We start from the raw sequence: 19,706 nt of genomic DNA, 5'->3' as shown, positions 1-19,706 counted from the left end.
ACCGCGTGTCGCTCACAGGCCGCAGGGTGTGTCTCAACAGTTATCCACAGGCTGTCCACACTGGGGAAAGAGATTTATAGGGGTCGCCGACGCGCACTGTCAAGGACGAGTTCAGGAATACGTCGCATTCCGAACGCCCCATCCGGTGAACGAGGGGTGACGGGAACCGGATCAGCGGCGGCTGAGCTGCGTGGTGATCTCGCTGACCTGGTTGTAGATGGAGCGGCGCTCCTTCATGAGGTCGGCGATCTTGCGGCACGCGTAGATGACCGTGGTGTGGTCGCGGCCGCCGAACAGCTGCCCGATCTTCGGCAGCGAGAGGTTGGTGCGCTCGCGGCACAGGTACATCGCGATCTGGCGGGCCTGGGCGACGGCCTGCGACCGGCTGGAGCCGTAGAGGTCGTCGACGGTGAGCTTGAAGTACTCGGCGGTCATCGTGATGATGTCGGTCGGCGAGACGACGTTGTCCTCGGCCTGATCCACGATGTCGCGCAGCACGGTCTGGGCCAGCGGCACGTCGACGTCGGAGCGGTTGAGGCTCGCGAACGCCGAGACGCGGATGAGGGCGCCTTCGAGCTCGCGGATGTTGGTGGAGACGTTCTTCGCGATGTACTCGACCACGTCGTCGGGGATGAGCAGACGCTCGGACTGCGCCTTCTTGCGCAGGATCGCGATGCGGGTCTCGAGGTCGGGCGCCTGCACGTCGGTGATGAGGCCCCACTCGAAGCGGCTGCGCATCCGATCCTCGAAGCCGGTCAGCAGGCGCGGCGCGACGTCGCTCGTGATGACCACCTGCTTGTCGTGGTCGTGCAGCGTGTTGAAGGTGTGGAAGAACGCCTCCTGCGTCTCGGCGCGACCCTGCAGGAACTGGATGTCGTCGATGAGCAGGATGTCGACCTCGCGGTAGCGCGCGTTGAAGGCGGCGCCGCGGTTGTTCGCGATCGAGTTGATGAAGTCGTTCGTGAACTCCTCGCTCGACACGTACCGCACGCGCACCCCGCTGTAGAGGTTGAGCGCGTAGTCGCCGATGGCGTGCAGCAGGTGCGTCTTGCCGAGGCCGGAGTCGCCGTAGATGAAGAGCGGGTTGTACGCCTTGGCCGGTGCCTCGGCCACCGCCACCGCGGCCGCGTGCGCGAACCGGTTCGACTGGCCGATGACGAAGTTGTCGAAGGTGTAGCGGGGGTTCAGCCGCGTCTCGCCCCGGGCCGCGCTGCCGCCGCCGGTGCTCTCGGTGGGATTCTCGGCGATCGGGCGCTGTGCGGCCTCGACCGCGATCGGGACCGGCTCCGGCACGTAGGGCTGGTCGCCGATGTCGGGGTTCACGACCACCCGGAAGGTGTGGACATCGCCGCCGACGGCCGCGAGGGCGTCCATGATCGGGGCGCGCATGCGCTTGTTGATCTGCGCCGCCGTGAGGTCGTTGGGCACCTCGACGTACACGGTGCCGCCCATCACTCCCTGCGGGACGGCGAGGTGCAGGAAGCCCCACATCGGGGCGCTTATCCGGTCGTCCGTCTCGAGCTGCGCCAGCACGGCCGCCCACACCGGAACGTCCGGCACCTCCTGCGTCGACATGTCCCCCCTCGTGGATGAGCGCGTCACGACGATCCTGCCGCGCACGCATCGGGTCGCGGGGCGCGGCCCCGTCCTGTGGATAACTCTCCACAGGCTAGCCAGGACGCGCGGGGACGGCAAACCCTCGTGCGTGTCCTGCCCGGGGATCGCGCGGACTGTGGAGATACTGTCAGGTTGCCGGGCCATTTGCGCCGGGCAGCGGGGGCGACGTAGTCTATGTCGGTTGACTTATGCCCTTTCGAGGGCGCTGTTCCGACTGTCCCCGGGGAAACCGGTGACGCATCCTCCGGAGTGATTTTCCATGAGCAAGCGCACGTTCCAGCCCAACAACCGTCGTCGCGCCAAGAAGCACGGTTTCCGCGCCCGCATGCGCACCCGCGCCGGCCGCGCGATCCTCGCCGCCCGCCGCGGCAAGGGCCGCACCGAGCTCTCGGCGTAAGGCCGACGGCACGGCGTCACGGCAGTCCAGCGTGCTCGCGCGGCCGAATCGCCTGACCCGCGGGATCGACTATCGATCGGTCTCCCGTCGGGGGGCGCGGTGCGCGGGCGCGCATGTGGTGACGCACGCGGTGCTGACGGACGAGGCGCGCCCGGCGCGCTTCGGCTTCATCATCACGAAGGCCGTGGGCGGCGCGGTGGTGCGCAACACCGTGCGGCGGCGGCTGAAGGCCGTCTGCGCGGAGGCGCTGCCCGACGTACGGGAGGGCGCGGATGTCATCATCCGCGCCCTCCCGTCGTCTGCCGACGCCTCGTTCGCCGAGCTGCGCGCCGAGGTGCGACGCTGCCTGGAGCGACGGTCGGTGCTGACCGCCGGCCGACGGGAGGCGTCGCGGTGAGCGTGCTCCCCGCCAGCTCCTACGGCACCGCGCGCCTCGATCCGCGCGACGCGCTCCAGGCGATTCCGCTCGCGCCGCGCAATCTCGGTGTGGCGCTGCTGATCGCGTATCGCGCGACGATCTCGAGGCTGTACGGCGATGTGTGCCGGTACTTCCCCTCCTGCTCCGCGTATGCCGTGGGCGCCGTGCAGCAGCACGGCCTCGTGAGAGGATCGGGGATGGCGCTCGCGCGCATCGCCCGGTGCCACCCATGGGCGGCCGGCGGCGTCGATGACGTGCCGCCCCACTCGAACTTCCGCTTTGACCTGACCCCCCGCGGCTTCGTGGTGCCGCGCCGAAAGGACTGATCCGTGGACTTCTTCGGAACCCTCCTCTTCCCCATCCGCTGGGTGATCGAGGCGATCCTGGTCGGCTGGCACTGGCTGTTCACCGCGGTCGGCATGGACTCGGCCGGCGGCCTCACCTGGGTGCTGTCGATCCTCGGCGTGGTCGTCATCGTGCGACTGCTGATCTTCCCGCTCACGATCCGCCAGATCAAGAGCCAGCGGAAGATGATGGAGATCGCGCCCGAGATGCGCAAGATCCAGGAGAAGTACAAGGGCAAGCGCGACCAGCTTTCCCGCGAGGCGATGAGCCGCGAGACGATGGATCTGTACAAGAAGCACGGCACCTCGCCGGTGGGCGGCTGCCTGCCGATCCTCATCCAGATGCCGATCTTCTTCTCGCTGTACTGGACGCTGTTCGACATCAAGACGTGGGCGGCGAACGACAGCTCGGGCCGCAACTCGTGGCTGTTCACGCCGGAGCGGGTGCACGAGTTCAACGATGCGTCGCTGTTCGACGTCGCGCCGCTGCACATGACGCTGATCGACCACTTCAACGCGTCGCCGGTGTCGGTGGCCGCGATCGTGCTGCTGATCATCCTCGTCGCGCTCATGATCGCGACACAGTTCTTCACGCAGCTGCAGATCGTGTCGAAGAACCTCTCGCCCGAGGCCAAGACCGGTCAGGCGTACCAGATGCAGCGCATCATGCTGTACATCATCCCGTTCGCGATGATCTTCTCGGGTGTCGCCTTCCCGCTCGGCGTCGTGACCTACTGGTTCTTCAACAACCTCTGGACCATGGGGCAGCAGTTCCTCGTGATCCGCTCGATGCCGACGCCGGGCTCGGAGGCCGCGAAGGCCCGCGAGGAGCGCCTGGCGCGCAAGGGCAAGGCACTGAACTCTCAGGGCAAGGTCGTGTCGATGGAGGAGTACCAGCGCGAGCAGGAGGAGCTGCTGCGGCAGGCCGAGCTCGAGCGGCAGCAGCGTGCCAAGCGCCAGCAGCCGATGAGCAAGCAGCGCGCGAAGAAGCAGGCGCAGAAGCAGCCGAAGCCGGGCAATGGTCAGCCCGACCCTGGCGCCGCCGCGCCGTCCGGATCCGACTCCTGACCGCACGAGGACGATGGTGAACACCACTCCCCTGCCCAGTGCCGACATGCCCGGCGCCGAAGAGCCGACCGAGGCCGAGCTGGAGCGCGAGGGCGACGTCGCGGCCGACTTCCTCGAGGGCCTGCTCGACATCGCCGACATCGACGGCGACCTCACGCTCGACGTCCGCCAGAGCCGCGCCTACGTGTCGGTGGAGTCGGAGGACGAGTCGCTGCGCCGACTCGCCGACCCCGACACCGTGCAGGCGCTGCAGGAGCTGACGCGCCTTGCGGTGCAGAGCGAGACCGGGCGGTTCTCGCGGCTGATCCTCGACATCGGCGGATCGCGCGAGACGCGGCAGCGCCAGCTGGAGCGACTCGTCGACGCCGCCGTGGCAAAGCTGGACGAGGGCGCGTCGCAGGCGTCGCTCCCCGCCATGTCGTCGTACGAGCGCAAGCTCGTGCACGATGTCGTCGCGGCGCGCGGCCTGATCTCCGAGTCGTACGGCGAGGGCGCGGATCGGCACACCGTCATCCGCCGTCGCTGAGCCCGTCGCGGAACGAGGAGCGTTCATGACCGATCCGTCCGTTCCCCCCGTCGAGGCGGAGCCGGCCGAGGCCGCCGCGCTGTTCGGTGATCGCATCGGGCTGGCGCGCGCCTATGCCGATGCGCTCGTCGCGCATGGCGAGGAGCGCGGGCTGATCGGGCCGCAGGAGCTGCCCCGACTCTGGACGAGGCACCTGCTGAACTGCGCGATCGCCGCTCCCCTGTTCCCGTCCCGCGGGCGCGTGGGCGACGTCGGCTCGGGCGCCGGGCTCCCGGGGATCGTGCTGGCGATCGCCCGTCCGGATGTGACGTGGGAGCTGATCGAGCCGATGGAGCGCCGCGTGGCCTGGCTCGAGGAGCAGGTGGCGAGCCTCGGCCTGGCGAACGTGACGGTGCATCGGGCGCGCGCGGAAGAGGCCGGTCTCGAGGGGCTGCTCGATGCCGCGACGGCGCGGGCCGTGTCGGCGCTGCGGACCCTCATCCCGTGGACCGCTCCCCTGGTCCGCGACGGCGGAGAGCTCATTCTGCTCAAGGGCCGCAACGCCGAGAACGAGATCGAGGCGGCGGCGAAGCAGATTCGGAGGTTCACGCTGAGCGAGGTTCGCGTGGAGGTCCTCGGTGAGGGTCTGCTCGCCGAGGAGACCCGCGTGGTTCGGGCTCGCGTCCGCGCCTGACGTTTCACGTGAAACGCGGGGGTGGCGCTCGTCACGCACGTGTGCTGCCGCCCGGCCTCTGCTCGCCCCGAATGCGCGGTTCGTCGTGAGGGATGTTTCACGTGAAACGCATGCGGGGGATGTGCGCGCTGGCTCGAGCCAGTCACGACCCGGATGTTTTACGTGAAACCCGCCCATCGACCGCTCCCCCTCGCTCGGAACCCGAGGGCTGCAATCCACCGGTCGTTGAACGGAGTGCCGGAGGCGTGGAGTCCCAAATGTCGCACCTTTTTTGATCGCTCGCTCGTTCAGCTCATCGCTGCCGTGGCCGCGCGTGCCTCGGGCGAGAAGCGGAGTTGCTGTGGTCGCTTCATCTCCGTTCGCTTCGCCCACTTCGTTCAGCAACCGGGAGTCTCGCCAGTTGGTCGAACCTCTCGGTTGCTGAACGGAGCGGCCGGCGGCCGCGAAGATGAAGCGACCACCGCAACCGGTCGTCGACCGAGCGAAGCGATCGGAGACGGCTTGAGCGAGCGAAGCGAGTCGAAAGCATCGCCCGCGCCCTCGGCCTCGACTCGCTTCGCTCGCTCGGCCCGTCTCCGCTCCGCGCCCTGCGGGCGCTCCGGTCGACGAGCGGTGTTGCTCTGGTCGCTTCAGCTGCGCTCGCTCTGTTCAGCAACCGTGCGTTGCACCTCATCGGTTGCTGAGCGGAGCGGCCGGAGGCCGCGGAGATGAAGCGATCACCGCACCCGGTCGTCGACCGAGCGAAGCGAGCGGAGACGGCTTGAGCGGAGGCCGCGCAGCGCCCGGAGTCGAAAGCAAGGCCTGCACCCTCGGCCTCGGCTCGCTGCGCTCGCTCGGCCGGTCTCCGCTCCGGCGGCTCCGCGCCTCCGGTCGACGAACGACGTTGCCCTGATCGCTTCATCTGCGCTCAATCTGTTCAGCAACCGTGGGGTTGAACTCATCGGTTGCTGAACGGAGCGCCGCAGGCGCGGAGATGAAGCGACCACCGCAGCCGGTCGTCGACCGAGCGAACAGAGCGGAGGTGGCTTGAGCGAGCGAAGCGAGTCGAAAGCAAGGCCTGCGCCGTCGGCGTCGGCTCGCTGCGCTCGCTCGGTGCGTCTCCGCTCCCGCGCTTCGCGCCTCCGGTCGACGAGCGGGAGTTGCTGTGGTCGCTTCATCTCCGGCCGCTGGCGCGGCACTCGTTCAGCAACCGTGGGGTCGCACCCGATCGGTTGCACTCATCGGTTGCTGAACGGAGCGCCGCAGGCGCGGAGATGAAGCGACCACCGCAGCCGGTCGTCGACCGAGCGAAGCGAGCGGAGACGGCTTGAGCGAGCGAAGCGAGTCGAAAGCAAGGCCTGCGCCGTCGGCGTCGGCTCGCTGCGCTCGCTCGGCCCGTCTCCGCTCCGGCGCTTCGCGCCTCTCTGGTCGGTTGAACCTCTCGGTTGCTGAACGGATCGGCGAAGCCGCGGAGATGAAGCGACCGCCACAACCGTCCTCGACACGCGCTCACGCGCCAGCGCCCGCGCCGTGCGATGTTTCACGTGAAACAGACGCAGGGGGATCGCGGGGGCCGAGTGGTCGAGCGCGCCCTCAAGGTGCAGGAGGTGGAGACGACCCCGATCGCCGGCACCGGACGGGCGGCCTCGACCCGTTCACTCAGACCATCCGCGCTCCCGGGCCCCGGGGGTGGCTCGGCTCTCGCTCAGCAACTGCGCCGTCACGCCCGCGCGGCCACGGGACGGAGCGAACACCACAACCGGGCTCGACACCTGCTCGTGAGCCAGCGCCCGCGAGGTGGAGAGGATCCCGATCGCCAGCACCGGACGGGCGACCTCGACCCGTTCACTCGATCCATCTGCACACTCGAGTCCCGGAGGCTCGATCAGCGACCGCGCCGTCACGCCCACGCGGCCGCGCGACGCAGCGCGAACGTGCGGAACGACGCGGCCAGCCGGCGTTTCACGTGAAACGCCCCCGAGTCCCCGATCCGTCGTCTCGGACGCTCACGGGTGCGCGTGGAACGAGATCGCTCGGCATTTGATTGAAGCGACACACACCCGGCCGCCGGCGTAACCGTCCGCGCGCTCGCAGTTTCACGTGAAACATCACGCGCCACGGCGGTCGGCCGAAGTTCCTGTCGGGCCCGCGGGTTAGAGTGGAACCTGCCCGCCGGAAGCGAAGCGAAAGAGTGTGTTTCACGTGAAACAGTCCGAGAACGAGAGCTCCTTCTCGCTTCCCGACGACACCCCGCTCGCCCGCGAGCTCGCGGATCTCAGCGCGCGCAGGAAGCGTCTCGCGCAGGCGGAGGTCACGTTCACGGGCGAGACCCGGATCATGACCGTGTCGAACCAGAAGGGCGGCGTCGGGAAGACGACGACCACGGTCAACGTCGCCGCGGCGATCGCGACCCTGGGCGGTCGCGTGCTCGTCATCGATCTCGACCCCCAGGGCAACGCGTCCACGGCCCTCGGCGTGCCGCACACGGCCGATGTCCCGAGCGTCTACGACGTCCTCATCGACGAGTTCCCGATCGCGGATGTCATTCAGCAGAGCCCGGAGCACGAGAACCTGTTCTGCGTGCCCAGCACGATCCACCTTGCCGGTGCGGAGATCGAGCTCGTCTCCCAGGTGGCGCGAGAGCACCGGCTGAAGACGGCGCTCGACGACTTCCTCGAGCGCGCGGAGACCCCGTTCGACTTCATCCTGATCGACTGCCCGCCCTCGCTCGGCCTGCTCACGATCAACGCGTTCACGGCCGCCGACGAGGTGTTCCTGCCGATCCAGGCGGAGTACTACGCGCTCGAGGGCCTCAGTCAGCTACTGGGGAACATCCGCATGATCCAGAAGCACCTGAACCCGCGGATCCACGTCTCGACGATCCTGCTGACCATGTACGACCAGCGCACCAAGCTCTCGCAGCAGGTGGCCGATGAGGTTCGCCAGCACTTCCCCACCGAGGTGCTGAACACGCTCATCCCGCGCTCGGTGCGCGTCTCCGAGGCGCCGAGCTTCGGGCAGACCGTCATCACCTACGACGGCGGCTCCGCCGGCGCCGTGGCCTACCGGGAGGCCGCACTCGAGATCGTGACCCGTGGCGCGCGACGCACGGAAGAAGGGACATCCTGATGGCGAAGCGAACGGGTCTGGGCCGAGGCATCGGCGCCCTCATCCCCACCTCCGAGTCGACGAACACCCGCCCGGTGGACGTCTTCTTCCCGGGTGGCAGCAAGACCAAGAAGGACGCCCCGGTCGAGGCGGCCGCCGAGGAGGCGCCCGCGCCCGAGCCGGAGGCCGACCTCGTTGCGGTGCCCGGCGCGCGACTCGTCCAGATCGACCCGCACGCCATCGTGCCGAACCCGCGTCAGCCGCGCACGCACTTCGACCCCGACGACCTCGCGGAGCTCGTGCACAGCGTCCGAGAGTTCGGCGTGCTGCAGCCGGTGGTCGTGCGGGACAAGGGCGACGGCACCTACGAGCTCATCATGGGAGAGCGCCGCACCCGTGCCTCGCGCGAGGCGGGCCTCGAGACGATCCCGGCGATCGTGCGCGACACATCGGACGAGGACCTGCTGCGCGACGCGCTGCTCGAGAACCTGCACCGCTCTCAGCTGAACCCCCTCGAGGAGGCGTCGGCCTACCAGCAGCTGCTCGAGGACTTCGGCATCACGCAGGACGAGCTGGCCAAGCGGATCGGGCGCTCGCGCCCGCAGATCAGCAACACCATCCGTCTGCTGCGCCTGCCCGTACCCGTGCAGCAGCGCGTGGCGGCGGGCGTGCTCAGTGCCGGCCACGCGCGTGCCATGCTCTCGCTCGACGATCCCGAGGCGATGCAGCGCCTGGCCGACAAGGTGGTGAACGAGGACCTCTCCGTGCGCGCCGCCGAGGCTGCCGCGAAGGCGATGGCGGCGGGATCGGAGAAGAACGATCCGAAGCCCAAGCCGAAGGCGGGAGCCCGCCGCGCGTATCTCGACGACGTTGCCTCGCGCCTGGGCGATCGGCTCAACACGCGCGTCCGGATCAGTCTCGGCGCCAGAAAAGGCCAGGTCACCATCGATTTCGCATCGATCCAGGACCTGAACCGGATCCTCGCGGAGATCGGCGAGGAATCGTACGGCGAGTAGGCGAGGAATCCGCGCCCGAATCCGGAGGCGCCCTCGGCGCGCTGCGGGTATGGGCAGTGGTACCCCTCGCGGTGCTCGGTCGGCGGCCCTAGGCTCGCGAACATGAGCGATCAGAACCGCGGCGACCAGAACCGCGACGAGCAGCCCGCGTCCATTCCGACACCCGAGCCCGTCGTCGATTCGCCGTTCGACGCGATCCCCCCGGCCGCACCCGGATCTGTGCCGCCCCCGGCCGCACCCCGCGCGCCCGGCTCGGGCGACCACGCCACGCCGCCCGTCGTTCCTCCCGCGGCCGCCGCGTCCCACGCGAACCCCGGCGGATACCCGGGCCACCCCGGCGCCGCGCCGGGCGCCCCCTCCCCCGCGCCGGCTCAGCCTCCGTACTCCGGCACGCCCCAGCCGTACCCGGGTTCTGGTCCTGCGCAGCCCGGCGGATACCCGGGCGCATACCCGGCGCCGGGATACCCGGGGCAGCCGTACGGGTCGGCCCCCGTCCCGCCGGCCGGACGACCGCGCCAGGTGACGACCGCCTGCATCCTCGCGTGGGTGATCGCCGGGCTCGGGCTGTTCAGCGTCGTCGCCGCGCTGCTCCTGCTGGTGCAGTACCCCGGGATCGACGGCGCCTTCCTGTTCGGCGCCCTGGTGATCCCGGTGCTCGTGATCATCGGGCTCGCGGTCTTCGCGTTCTTCACCTGGCAGGGGAAGGGCTGGGCGCGCATCGCCCTCACGGTGGTCTTCGCGCTCAATGCCATCAGCGCACTGTCCAACATCGGCAACGGACAGCCGCAGTCGCTCCTGGGCCTCGTGCTGAGCGTCGGCTCCATCGTGCTGCTGTGGCTGCCGGCGAGCAACGCCTGGTTCCGCGCGAAGCGCTCCGCAGCCTGACGGCTGCGGCCGGACCGATTCGGTGTGCCGGCGACGGCCCGCCGGCTGTTGCGCAGGGCCGGGGCGTGTCAAGGGGGTATCGGGCGTCGCGGGCCGGCGCGAGGGTGGATGACGTACGCCCAGGCCGGCGTGCGAATCGTCTAGGAGGAGGCAGAGATGACCGATCCGAACACCACCGATCCGCGCGAACCCGCCGAGCAGCCGCCGGCTCAGCAGCAGGGGTCGCAGCCGGGGCACACCGGCGAGATGGCTCCCACCCCCGATCACGGCGAGAACGAGTGGCAGGGTCGTGAGCGCCTGGTGGGGCGCAAGGCCCTCATCACCGGTGGTGACTCCGGGATCGGGCGCGCCGTGGCGATCGCCTATGCGCGCGAGGGCGCGGACGTGGCGATCGCGTACCTGCCGGAGGAGGAGCAGGACGCGCAGGACACGGAGCGGCTGGTCCGGGAGGCGGGGCGCACCTGCGCGCTTTTCCCGCTCGATGTGCGCAGCGAGCAGTCCTGCATCGATCTCGTCGCGGGCGCGGTCGAGCAGCTGGGGGGGCTCGACATCCTCATTCCGAACGCGGCATATCAGAAGCAGCGCGATGGGATCGAGAGCCTGCAGCTCTCCGAGATCGAGCGCGTCTTCGCGACGAACATGACGAGCGCGCTCCTGCTGGCCCGAGAGGCCGTACCCCACATGTCGGCGGGGGCATCGATCATCACGACGACGTCGATCCAGGCGGCCGAGCCGTCGCCGGGGCTGCTCGACTACGCGATGACGAAGGCGGCGCTCGTCGCCTTCACGAAGGGCCTCGCGCAGGAGCTCGGCCCCAAGGGGATCCGCGTGAACGCGGTGGCACCGGGGCCGATCTGGACGCCGCTCATCCCCGCCACGGGATTCCCCGACGACAAGGTCGAGAGCTTCGGCAAGGACACGCCTCTCGGCCGGCCCGGCCAGCCGAGCGAGCTCGCGGGGGCGTACGTCTATCTCGCAAGCGACGAGGCGTCGTATGTCTCCGGCGCCGTCATCCCCGTCACGGGGGGAAAGGGGTTCTGAGATGCCGAACCCGAGCATCAAGGACGAGGAGCTCTACGAGAAGCTGCGCGACGAGGGCAACTCGAAGGAGAAGGCCGCGCGCATCGCGAACGCCGCCGCCCGCGACGGCCGCGAGAAGGTGGGTGAGCGCGGCGGCGAGGCCGAGAACTACGAGGAGCGCACGGTCGACGAGCTGCGCGACCGCGCGAAGGAGCTGGGCATCGAGGGCACCTCGAAGCTGAAGAAGGACGAACTGATCGACCGCCTCCGGCGGCACTGACCGGCCGGGCGCGGTGCGGGTCCGGAGCCCGTCCAGCCCCCGCGCCTTAGGCTGGATTGATGGACGACGAGCACTCGGCACCGCGCCGGCGCGCCAGCGTGGAGCTGCTGCGCGCCGAGGCGGGCGACGAGCTCGCGGCCCTCGTGCACGAGCGGCTGCGGGCCGGCGAGGACCCGTGGGAGTTCATGGAGGACCTGCCGACGGTCGACGAGCTGGTCGTCTTCACCCTGCGCGCGGAGCACATCCAGGCCGATGGCGGGCTGCGTCCCACGCGGGCGCGCAATCAGCGCCTGTTGCGCCAGATCGCGGCCGAGTACCCCGAGCTCACACGGGCGGTGTGGCGGCTCATCGGGCAGGAGAACACGCACCGCCGCTGGGACGCCGTCGTGCGGGTGATCGACAGGGCGTGAACCGAGAGACGAAGAGACCCCGGTGCCGACTGGCGACCGGGGTCACTTCGTTGCGGGGCTGATCAGCTCAGGTACTGCGCGAGGTCCTGCTCGAGGGCGAACTTCGGCTTCGCGCCGATGATCGTCGTGGCGACCTCGCCGCCCTGGAACACCTTCATGGCGGGGATCGAGGTGATCTGGTACTTCATCGCCAGATCCGGGTTCTCGTCCACGTTCAGCTTCAGCACGGTGATCTTGTCGGGGTGCTCGGCCTGGATCTCGTCGAGCACGGGCGAGACCATGCGGCACGGGCCGCACCACTCGGCCCAGAAGTCGACGAGCACGGGGCCGTCGGCCTGCAGCACGTCCTGCTCGAAGGTTGCCGAGGTGGTTGCCTTGGCGGTCATGTCGTTCTCCCTTGTCTTCGGATCTGTCGGTGTCAACGCGGCGGCGCGCCGCGCATTCCCGTGTCAGACGGTGGCGATCTGCTCCAGCGCCTCGGCATTGTCGAGATCCTCCTGCGCGGCGAGGTAGTGCTCCGCGTCGAGGGCCGCGACGGTGCCCGATCCGGCGGCCGTGACGGCCTGGCGGTACGTGGGGTCGATGACGTCGCCGGCGGCGAAGACGCCCTCGACCGAGGTGCGCGACGAGCGCCCGTCGACGGCGACGGTGCCCTCGGCCGTGAGGTCGAGCTTGCCGTGCACGAGGTGTACGCGCGGGTCCGATCCGATCGCGACGAACATGCCGTCGAGCGGGAGCTCCAGCTGCTCGCCGGTGGTGAGGTCGCGCAGCAGCGCGCCCGTGAGGCCGGAGGCGCCGAGCATCTCGACGACCTCGGTGTTCCAGATGAACTCGATCTTGTCGTTCGCGAACGCGCGGTCCTGCAGCGCCTTGGAGGCGCGCAGCTCGCCGCGGCGGTGGATGACGATCACCTTCGAGGCGAACTTCGTGAGGAACGTCGCCTCCTCGAGCGCCGAGTCCCCGCCGCCGACGACGGCGACCGTCTTGTCGCGGAAGAAGAAGCCGTCGCACGTGGCGCACCACGAGACGCCGTGGCCGGAGAGGGCCTCCTCGCCGGGGACGCCGAGCTTGCGGTAGGCCGATCCGGTCGCGAAGATCAGCGCGCGGGCCTCCTCGACCTTGCCGCTGCCGAGCGTCACGCGCTTGACGGGGCCGTCGAGGTCGAGCTCGGTCGCGTCGTCGTAGGCGATCTCGGCGCCGAACTTCTCGGCCTGCTCCTGCATCTTGGCCATGAGGTCGGGGCCCATGACGCCCTCGGGGAAGCCGGGGAAGTTCTCGACCTCGGTGGTCTGCATGAGGTCGCCGCCCACCTCCACCGAGCTGGCGATGACGAGCGGCTTGAGGTTCGCACGCGCCGCGTAGATGGCGGCCGTGAACCCGGCCGGACCCGATCCGATGATGATGAGCTGTCGCACGCGCGCCTCCTGTGTTCGCCGACCTCAACCCATACTAGCCGCGGGGTATTCCGCGCGGCTGAGGATCGCGGTGCTAGTCACGCCCGGCAGCGGCCGCGCGGCGACGACGGCGGCGGACCGTTCGGATCGTGCCGAGCACGGCCAGACCGGCCACGAGGACGCCGAGGACGATCATCGCGGCGCGCTCCCAGTCCGCCCGCACGGTGACGTCGATGGCCTGCGGCGCGCCGACCGCGACCCCCGTCGGGCTCTGCAGCGACAGCGAGATGCGCACCTGGCCGTTGCCGATGCCCGCCTCCACGGGAACGCGAACGCGCGTGTTCTGGGACGGCGCGGCCTCCACCGTGGTCGTCTCCTGCACGGCGACGCGCGGATTGTCGGGCTGGGCGTGCAGGGTGACGGTGACGGGGTACGGCAGATCGTTGCGGATCCACACCGGCAGCGGCGCCTCGGAGCTGAGCAGCTGCACGTCGCTCGGCGGCACGATGCCGACCGCGCCGCCGAGGGCGGTGATCGACTCGCGCTCGGCCGCCACGGCGGCCTCCCAGGCGTCCGGGTGCGCGCTCCACGGTGTGCCCAGCAGCTGCAGCGTCTCGGCGCGTGCGCGGGCGGTGAGGAGCGTGGGGTCGTTCAGGATGCTGCCGAGCTGCGTCAGCCGATCCTCGCGGCCGTGCATCTCGTTCGCGGCGGCCACGCGCGCCGCATCGGGGCCGGGACCCGTGACGTCCACGGGGACGGGGGCGGCGGCGAGCAGCGCCGCGAGCGTGAGCGGGGCGAAGGAGCTCGCGGTCGCCACCGCATCCGACACGGCCTCCGCGGGTCGCGGGGACGGGTCGCGGTCGAGGCGGTCGTCGCCGGCGTCCACGCCGCCCTGCCGCTCGAGCGCGACGAGCAGGGTGCCGCCGACCTCTCCCGCGGCGAGCCAGAGGGAGGCGCGCGCGGCGGCGAGGGCCTCCTCCCGTGCGCGCTCGTCCTCGAGCGCGGCCGCCGCCGACAGCAGCTCCGACGCCGCGGCGTCGTACACGAGGGCTCCGTCGGCGCGGGGCGGGACCGGTGCCCCGTCCGCCCCGGCGGCCGTGGCGGTGGAGGGCACGAGCGAGGCGCTGCCGGCATCACGCAGCGCGGCGACCGTGGCGGCGTCGACCGCGGCCGGATCGGGCCAGCCCACGGCGGCGGGATCGCCGCCGATCGACAGCAGCTCCTCGAGGTCGAGCGAGCCGGGGTCGGGCGCCGCCGATGCCGTCGGGCTGGGCGTGGGTGTGGGGGTGGGATCGCCGGTCGGCTCCGGGGACGGCTGGGGCGCGGGCTCCCCCGCCCCCGGCAGGTACGGCGCGAGGGAGAGGGGGGCGAGCGGATCGCCGAATCCGGCGGCGATCTGGACCGCGGGATCGGCGTCGCCGAACCCGAGGGCGAAGCGCTCGTTCGGCAGCGACTCGAGGCGCTCGAGCCACGTGATGGCCGACGCCGGCGCCGAGGAGCCGAGCGCGCGGATGGCAGCGGGGATGGCGGGGTCGACGGCCAGCACCGCCTGCGTGCCCGCCACGGCCTCGAGCTGCGTCGTGAGCGAGCCGCCCGCGACCGTGAGCTGCGCGAGCTGCTCGCTCGTCAGCAGTCCGCGATCCGTGGCGGGGGCCGTGAGCGGGACGACGACGGCGATCGACGGGCGCGTGCCGCCCTCCACGAGCACGAGCGCGTCGTCCTCGAGACGCTGCCCCCCTCCCGAGAGCGCGGCGCGGAGCGGATAGACGCCGGGCGCACGCGCGGTCGTGCGCTCGTCCTCTCGAAGCGCGATCGTCTGCGACGCGCCCGGCGCCGTCACCCCCGCCTCCGCGGTGTCGAGGTCGACGAGGCGCGCGGACGAGGATCCGTCCAGCCAGGCCTCCAGCGCGGCGCGATCCGGCAGCGGCTGGTCGCCGATGCGAAGCGTCACGGTTCCCGCCGGGACGGCGGCGAGGCCCAGCGGGCTCTCGATCGAGGCGGTCGCCGCGACCTCGTCCTCGCCGCCGATCGTGCCGGCCGACGGCGTGAGGGTCAGCCGCGCGCGCTGCTCGTCGTCGTCCTCGCCGGTTCCGGCCGTCGGGGTGGGCGTGGGCGAGAGGGTGGCGGCGTCGACCAGGCGCGCGTCGGCGGCGGCGGGCCCGGCGAGCCCGGCCGTCAGGAGCGCGGCGAGCACCGCGGGGAGGGGGGCGAGGAATCGCCGCCTGCGCGCGGTCGTGCTGGAGGGGCGACGGGGTGCGGACATGCCGGAACCATCCTACGAACGCGCCTGGGCGTTCCCCGCAGGCCGTGCGGCGCGGCAGGCACCGCGGCTCCGCTTGAATAGGACGCATGGTGCCCCGTCCCGACCCCGCCCTGTGCCGAGCGCTCGCCGCGGACCTCGCCGCCGCGCGGTTCCGCTCCGAGGCGCTGCGCGCCGCCTGGGGCGTGGAGGCCGACGACGCGGCCGGCCGCGGGCTGCGCGAGCCGGCGCTGCGCGGCCTGGGCGACCGGCGCGACCCGCTCGCGGTGCTCGCCCGCCTGCTCGTCTTCGGCGTCGGGCAGCCGGCTGCGGACGTCGATCGCGCGCTCCCGACCCTGGGCGCGGCCGGCCTCGAGCGGCTGGGGCTGGCGGAGCGAGACGGCGACGTCGTCGCCCCGCGCGCCATCGTGCGCCCCCAGTCGTTCCACGACGACCGCGGGCCGGGCGAGTGGTGGGTGGCGAGCGACCTCGACGAGCTCGCGCTCGGCGGCGGCGCGCTCGACGAGGACCACGTGCTCGGCGTGGGAGGGGCGTCGCTCACCCTGGCGGGGCTGCAGCTGCCCACCCCCGCGCGCCGCGTGCTTGACCTCGGCACGGGGTGCGGCATCCAGGCGCTGCGGGCGCGGCGCTATGCGGAGGCGGTCGTCGCCACCGACATCTCGGAGCGCGCGCTCGCGTTCGCGCGGCTGAACGCGCATCTCAACGGCGTGGACGGCGTCGAGGAGCGGACGGGATCGCTGTTCGCCCCCGTGGCGGGGGAACGGTTCGACCGCATCGTCTCCAATCCCCCGTTCGTCATCACGCCGCGCGCAAAGGGCGTGCCCGCCTACGAGTATCGCGACGGCGGCCTGATCGGCGACGCGCTCGTCGAGCAGGTCGTCGCGGGCGTCGGCCCCCACCTGGAGCCGGGCGGCGCGGCGCAGATGCTCGCCAACTGGGAGACCCGCGACGGCGTGGCGGGTCTGGATCGCGTGCGCGCGTGGGTCGCGGCGTCGCCGGTGCCGCTGGACGCGTGGGTGATCGAGCGCGAGGAACTCGACCCGATCCGGTACGCGGAGATGTGGATCCGCGACGGCGGCACGACGCCGGGATCGGCGGCCTTCGACGCGCTGCTGACGGCGTGGCTCGACGATTTCGCCGCCCGCGGGGTGACGGCGATCGGCTTCGGCTACGTGCTGCTGCGCCGCGCCGAGGGGGAGCCGACGCTCGCACGATATGAGCGCGTCACGAGCCCGATCCCGTCGGAGGGAGCGCTCGGATCGCACCTCGCAGCGGCGCTCGCGCACCACGACCGCGCGGCCGCCCTCGACGACGAGGCGCTCGCCGCGGCCCGGCTGCGCACGGCCGCGGATGTGACCGAGGCGCGCCACCACCGCCCCGGCGAGGAGGCGCCGAGCGTGATCGAGCTGCGCCAGGGCGGCGGCTTCGGCCGATCGGTGCAGGCCGACCCGGCGCTCGCCGGCCTGCTCGGCGCGTGCGACGGCGAGCTGCCCGCCGGCGTGCTCATCGACGCGATCGCGCAGCTGCTGGAGGCGGACGCCGCCGGCCTGCGCGCCGCGCTGCTGCCGACGATCCGCGAGCTGCTGCTCGACGGCTTCCTCACCTTCGCGGACTGATCCTCGTGTCCGCCCCGGTCGGAAGCACCGCCGACGTCAGGGGCGCAGCAGGGACTTGATCGCGCGCCGCTCGTCCATCGCGGCATACGCCTCCGCGGCGTCGGCGAGGGCGAAGCTCGCGTCGAACACGGCGCCGGGGTTCAGTGATCCGTCCAGCACCTCGGGCAGCAGCTCGTCGACGTAGTCGCGCACGGGCGCCACGCCGCCGCGCACGCCGACGTTCGTCGAGAACATGGTGCGCATCGGCAGCTCCGGGCCGCCGTTCGGCACGCCCACGAACCCGACCTCGCCGCCGGGGCGCGCGGAGCGCAGCGCCTGATCCATCGACTCCTTCGTGCCCACGCACTCCAGCACGCAGTCCGGCCCGATGCCGCCGAACATGTCCTTGAGGGCCGCGACGCCCTCGTCCCCGCGCTGCGGCACGATGTCCGTCGCGCCGAAGTCCGTCGCCAGCCGCTGGCGCGACTCGTGGCGCGACATCGCGACGATCCGCTCGGCGCCCAGGCGCTTCGCGGCGAGCACGCCCGAGAGCCCCACGGCGCCGTCGCCCACCACCGCGACGGTCGAGCCCTCGCGCACGCCGGCCGACACGGCGGCGTGGTGCCCGGTGAGGAAGACGTCCGAGAGCGTGAGCAGGCTGGGGATCATCGACTCGTCCGGCAGGCCGCCCTCGACCACCTTCAGCGTGCCGTCCGCGTGGGGCACGCGCACGAGCTCGCCCTGGCAGCCGTCCACGTCGAGGCCCCAGTGGTCGCGGCCGCCCCAGCCGCCGCGCTCGAGGCACGAGGGCGTGAAGCCGTTGCGGCAGTTCGCGCACTCGCCGCAGCAGTCGTAGAAGGGTGCGATGACGAAGTCGCCGGGCTTGACCCGCGACACGTCGGCGCCGACGCGCTCGACGACCGCGATCATCTCGTGCCCGATGCGCTTGGGCGTCTTCGGCTCCGTCACGCCGCGGTAGGGCCACAGGTCGGAGCCGCACACGCACGCCGCCACCACGCGCACGATCGCGTCGCGGCCGACGCCGCCGCCCTCCGTCGCGAGCTGCGGATCGGGCACCTCCTCGACGCGGATGTCGCGGGGCCCGTACAGGATCGTCGCCAGCATGATCCGAGCGTATCGCCGTCGCGCCGGAGGTGGCGCGGCGCTGGCCGCTCCGCCTTCGACCGGCCCCTCAGCGCGCCCCGGCTACCCTGGAACGCATGCTCAACATGGCCGCCGGACTCGCGCGCCTCGGCGACCTCGCGGCCTCCCCCGTGGTGGCGGAGCTCGGCCGGGCGTTCGCCGCCGCCGGGCACGACCTCGCGATCGTGGGCGGTCCCGTGCGCGATGCGCTGCTCGGCCGCGCGACGCACGATCTCGACTTCACGACCGATGCGCGGCCCGACGACATCCTGCGCATCGTCACCCCGATCAGCACCGCGCAGTGGGACATCGGCCGCGCGTTCGGCACGATCGGCGCGCGCGTGCGCGGCGAGCAGGTCGAGATCACGACGTACCGCGCCGACAGCTACGACGGCACCACGCGCAAGCCCGCCGTCGAGTTCGGAGACACGCTCGAGGCCGACCTCACGCGCCGCGACTTCACGGTGAACGCCATGGCGCTGCGCGTGCCGTCGGTGCAGCTGGTCGACCCCACCGGCGGCGTGGAGGATCTGCTCGCCGGCGTGCTGCGCACCCCGATCGATCCCGCCGTGAGCTTCGGCGACGACCCGCTGCGCATGCTGCGCGCCGCCCGCTTCTCGTCGCAGCTGGAGTTCGACATCGAGGACGCCACGCGTGCCGCGATCGAGCGGCTCGGCCGCACGCTCGAGATCGTGAGCCCCGAGCGGATCCAGGGCGAGCTGACCCGCCTGCTCGGCACGGAGGATCCGGTGCGCGGCATCCGCGTGCTCGTGGAGACGGGCCTCATCGAGGAGTTCCTGCCCGAGGTCTCGGCGCTGCGGCTCGAGGTGGACGAGCACCACCACCACAAGGACGTGTACGAGCACTCGCTCACGGTGCTCACCCAGGCGATCGAGCACGAGCACGCGCGTCGTCCCGGCGCCGATCCGGACATCCCGCTGCGGCTGGCCGCGCTGCTGCACGACATCGGCAAGCCGCGCACCCGCAAGCTCGAGAAGGGCGGCGCCGTCACCTTCCACCACCACGACGTGGTCGGCGCGCGCATGGCGCGCAAGCGGCTGCAGGCGCTGCGCTTCGACGGCGACACCATCGCCTCGGTCTCGAAGCTCATCGAGCTGCACCTGCGCTTCTTCGGCTACTCGGAGGGCGCGTGGACCGACTCGGCCGTGCGGCGGTATGTGCGCGACGCGGGCGACGAGCTCGAGCGGCTGCACATCCTCACCCGCGCGGATGTCACCACGCGCAACAGGCGCAAGGCCATGCGCCTGGCGACGGCCTACGACGACATCGAGGAGCGGATCGCCGCGCTGCGCGAGCAGGAGGAGCTCGAGGCGATGCGCCCCGAGCTCGACGGCAACCGCATCCAGGAGATCTTGGGCATCCGGCCCGGCCCGCAGGTGGGCGCCGCCTACCGCTTCCTGCTCGATCTGCGCCTCGACGAGGGCGTGCTCGGCGAGGAGGAGGCCGAGCGCCGCCTGCGCGCGTGGTGGGCCGAGCAGGGCTGAGCGCGCGCGGCCGGGCACCCCGCCGGGCTCGCACGGGAAGGACGCGCCCGGTGAACTCCGGGTAACCC

19 protein-coding genes are annotated in these 19,706 nt (G+C 71.6%); 14 read left to right on the top strand and 5 right to left on the bottom strand.

What is annotated here, in order from left to right; all coding sequences use genetic code 11:
• Window positions 1–171: 171 nt before the first annotated feature.
• Window positions 172–1,575, bottom strand: coding sequence for a chromosomal replication initiator protein DnaA (dnaA, locus tag ACWDR7_RS00385; RefSeq protein WP_449852965.1), 1,404 nt, complete (start codon window positions 1,573–1,575; stop codon window positions 172–174).
• A 301-nt stretch (window positions 1,576–1,876) separates the two neighbouring features.
• Here dnaA and rpmH point away from each other — a divergent pair, with 301 nt between their 5' ends.
• The 12 genes from rpmH to ACWDR7_RS00325 all read left to right on the top strand — a co-directional run bounded on the left by rpmH (window position 1,877) and on the right by ACWDR7_RS00325 (window position 11,741).
• Complete coding sequence (gene rpmH / locus ACWDR7_RS00380; RefSeq protein ID WP_043595303.1) at window positions 1,877–2,014, top strand: 50S ribosomal protein L34; 138 nt, start codon at window positions 1,877–1,879, stop codon at window positions 2,012–2,014.
• 31 nt (window positions 2,015–2,045) lie between these two features.
• Window positions 2,046–2,411, top strand: a complete 366-nt coding sequence (rnpA, locus tag ACWDR7_RS00375; protein WP_449852964.1) for a ribonuclease P protein component — start codon at window positions 2,046–2,048, stop codon at window positions 2,409–2,411.
• Window positions 2,408–2,758, top strand: coding sequence for a membrane protein insertion efficiency factor YidD (gene yidD / locus ACWDR7_RS00370; protein WP_449852963.1), 351 nt, complete (start codon window positions 2,408–2,410; stop codon window positions 2,756–2,758). The genes rnpA and yidD overlap by 4 nt, the downstream gene beginning before the upstream one ends.
• 3 nt (window positions 2,759–2,761) lie before the next feature.
• Entirely contained in the window at window positions 2,762–3,844 is a 1,083-nt protein-coding gene (gene yidC, locus ACWDR7_RS00365) for a membrane protein insertase YidC (RefSeq protein ID WP_449852962.1), read from the top strand.
• Between the two features lie 13 nt (window positions 3,845–3,857).
• Window positions 3,858–4,370 carry a Jag family protein gene (locus ACWDR7_RS00360; protein WP_449852961.1) on the top strand — a complete coding sequence of 171 codons (513 nt, stop codon included), beginning with the start codon at window positions 3,858–3,860 and terminating at the stop codon, window positions 4,368–4,370.
• Between the two features lie 25 nt (window positions 4,371–4,395).
• On the top strand, window positions 4,396–5,043 hold the full coding sequence (gene rsmG / locus ACWDR7_RS00355) for a 16S rRNA (guanine(527)-N(7))-methyltransferase RsmG (protein ID WP_449852960.1): 648 nt from the start codon (window positions 4,396–4,398) through the stop codon (window positions 5,041–5,043).
• A gap of 2,181 nt (window positions 5,044–7,224) precedes the next feature.
• Entirely contained in the window at window positions 7,225–8,151 is a 927-nt protein-coding gene (locus ACWDR7_RS00350) for a ParA family protein (RefSeq protein ID WP_449852959.1), read from the top strand.
• On the top strand, window positions 8,151–9,146 hold the full coding sequence (locus ACWDR7_RS00345) for a ParB/RepB/Spo0J family partition protein (protein ID WP_449852958.1): 996 nt from the start codon (window positions 8,151–8,153) through the stop codon (window positions 9,144–9,146). The genes ACWDR7_RS00350 and ACWDR7_RS00345 overlap by 1 nt, the downstream gene beginning before the upstream one ends.
• A gap of 102 nt (window positions 9,147–9,248) precedes the next feature.
• On the top strand, window positions 9,249–10,031 hold the full coding sequence (locus tag ACWDR7_RS00340) for a hypothetical protein (RefSeq protein ID WP_449852957.1): 783 nt from the start codon (window positions 9,249–9,251) through the stop codon (window positions 10,029–10,031).
• 156 nt (window positions 10,032–10,187) lie between these two features.
• On the top strand, window positions 10,188–11,072 hold the full coding sequence (locus ACWDR7_RS00335; protein WP_449852956.1) for an SDR family oxidoreductase: 885 nt from the start codon (window positions 10,188–10,190) through the stop codon (window positions 11,070–11,072).
• Between the two features lies 1 nt (window position 11,073).
• A complete protein-coding gene (locus ACWDR7_RS00330; protein ID WP_449852955.1) occupies window positions 11,074–11,331 on the top strand; it encodes a DUF7218 family protein in 258 nt (85 codons plus the stop codon).
• Between the two features lie 59 nt (window positions 11,332–11,390).
• On the top strand, window positions 11,391–11,741 hold the full coding sequence (locus tag ACWDR7_RS00325; RefSeq protein WP_449852954.1) for a tryptophan synthase subunit alpha: 351 nt from the start codon (window positions 11,391–11,393) through the stop codon (window positions 11,739–11,741).
• A gap of 62 nt (window positions 11,742–11,803) precedes the next feature.
• Here the strand turns inward: ACWDR7_RS00325 and trxA are convergent, their stop codons facing one another.
• The 3 genes from trxA to ACWDR7_RS00310 form a co-directional block, all read right to left on the bottom strand.
• Window positions 11,804–12,163, bottom strand: a complete 360-nt coding sequence (trxA, locus tag ACWDR7_RS00320; RefSeq protein ID WP_449852953.1) for a thioredoxin — start codon at window positions 12,161–12,163, stop codon at window positions 11,804–11,806.
• Between the two features lie 27 nt (window positions 12,164–12,190).
• Window positions 12,191–13,156: a thioredoxin-disulfide reductase gene (gene trxB, locus ACWDR7_RS00315; RefSeq protein WP_449852952.1), complete on the bottom strand. Its 966-nt coding sequence runs from the start codon at window positions 13,154–13,156 to the stop codon at window positions 12,191–12,193.
• A gap of 73 nt (window positions 13,157–13,229) precedes the next feature.
• On the bottom strand, window positions 13,230–15,398 hold the full coding sequence (locus ACWDR7_RS00310; protein WP_449852951.1) for a DUF6049 family protein: 2,169 nt from the start codon (window positions 15,396–15,398) through the stop codon (window positions 13,230–13,232).
• Window positions 15,399–15,484: 86 nt separating this feature from the next.
• Here ACWDR7_RS00310 and ACWDR7_RS00305 point away from each other — a divergent pair, with 86 nt between their 5' ends.
• The gene (locus ACWDR7_RS00305) at window positions 15,485–17,011 is read left to right on the top strand and encodes a DUF7059 domain-containing protein (RefSeq protein WP_449852950.1); all 1,527 of its coding nucleotides are present in this window, start codon (window positions 15,485–15,487) and stop codon (window positions 17,009–17,011) included.
• Window positions 17,012–17,047: 36 nt separating this feature from the next.
• Here ACWDR7_RS00305 and ACWDR7_RS00300 read toward each other — a convergent pair whose 3' ends face one another.
• Window positions 17,048–18,115 carry a zinc-dependent alcohol dehydrogenase family protein gene (locus ACWDR7_RS00300; RefSeq protein ID WP_449852949.1) on the bottom strand — a complete coding sequence of 356 codons (1,068 nt, stop codon included), beginning with the start codon at window positions 18,113–18,115 and terminating at the stop codon, window positions 17,048–17,050.
• Between the two features lie 95 nt (window positions 18,116–18,210).
• Here ACWDR7_RS00300 and ACWDR7_RS00295 point away from each other — a divergent pair, with 95 nt between their 5' ends.
• Complete coding sequence (locus ACWDR7_RS00295) at window positions 18,211–19,638, top strand: CCA tRNA nucleotidyltransferase (RefSeq protein ID WP_449852948.1); 1,428 nt, start codon at window positions 18,211–18,213, stop codon at window positions 19,636–19,638.
• Window positions 19,639–19,706: the final 68 nt, after the last annotated feature.

The sequence above is a fragment of the Microbacterium sp. NPDC003461 genome (assembly GCF_053588335.1).
Note: the sequence above shows the minus strand (reverse complement) of the source record. Positions and strands in the feature narration are given on the sequence as shown.

Coding starts and splice junctions, on each gene's coding strand:
- dnaA (WP_449852965.1), bottom strand. CDS start 1,575: ATGTCGACGCAGGAGGTGCCGGACGTTCCGGTGTGGGCGGCCGTGCTG.
- rpmH (WP_043595303.1), top strand. CDS start 1,877: ATGAGCAAGCGCACGTTCCAGCCCAACAACCGTCGTCGCGCCAAGAAG.
- ACWDR7_RS00360 (WP_449852961.1), top strand. CDS start 3,858: ATGGTGAACACCACTCCCCTGCCCAGTGCCGACATGCCCGGCGCCGAA.
- rsmG (WP_449852960.1), top strand. CDS start 4,396: ATGACCGATCCGTCCGTTCCCCCCGTCGAGGCGGAGCCGGCCGAGGCC.
- ACWDR7_RS00345 (WP_449852958.1), top strand. CDS start 8,151: ATGGCGAAGCGAACGGGTCTGGGCCGAGGCATCGGCGCCCTCATCCCC.
- ACWDR7_RS00340 (WP_449852957.1), top strand. CDS start 9,249: ATGAGCGATCAGAACCGCGGCGACCAGAACCGCGACGAGCAGCCCGCG.
- ACWDR7_RS00335 (WP_449852956.1), top strand. CDS start 10,188: ATGACCGATCCGAACACCACCGATCCGCGCGAACCCGCCGAGCAGCCG.
- ACWDR7_RS00330 (WP_449852955.1), top strand. CDS start 11,074: ATGCCGAACCCGAGCATCAAGGACGAGGAGCTCTACGAGAAGCTGCGC.
- ACWDR7_RS00325 (WP_449852954.1), top strand. CDS start 11,391: ATGGACGACGAGCACTCGGCACCGCGCCGGCGCGCCAGCGTGGAGCTG.
- ACWDR7_RS00310 (WP_449852951.1), bottom strand. CDS start 15,398: ATGTCCGCACCCCGTCGCCCCTCCAGCACGACCGCGCGCAGGCGGCGA.
- ACWDR7_RS00305 (WP_449852950.1), top strand. CDS start 15,485: ATGGTGCCCCGTCCCGACCCCGCCCTGTGCCGAGCGCTCGCCGCGGAC.
- ACWDR7_RS00300 (WP_449852949.1), bottom strand. CDS start 18,115: ATGCTGGCGACGATCCTGTACGGGCCCCGCGACATCCGCGTCGAGGAG.
- ACWDR7_RS00295 (WP_449852948.1), top strand. CDS start 18,211: ATGCTCAACATGGCCGCCGGACTCGCGCGCCTCGGCGACCTCGCGGCC.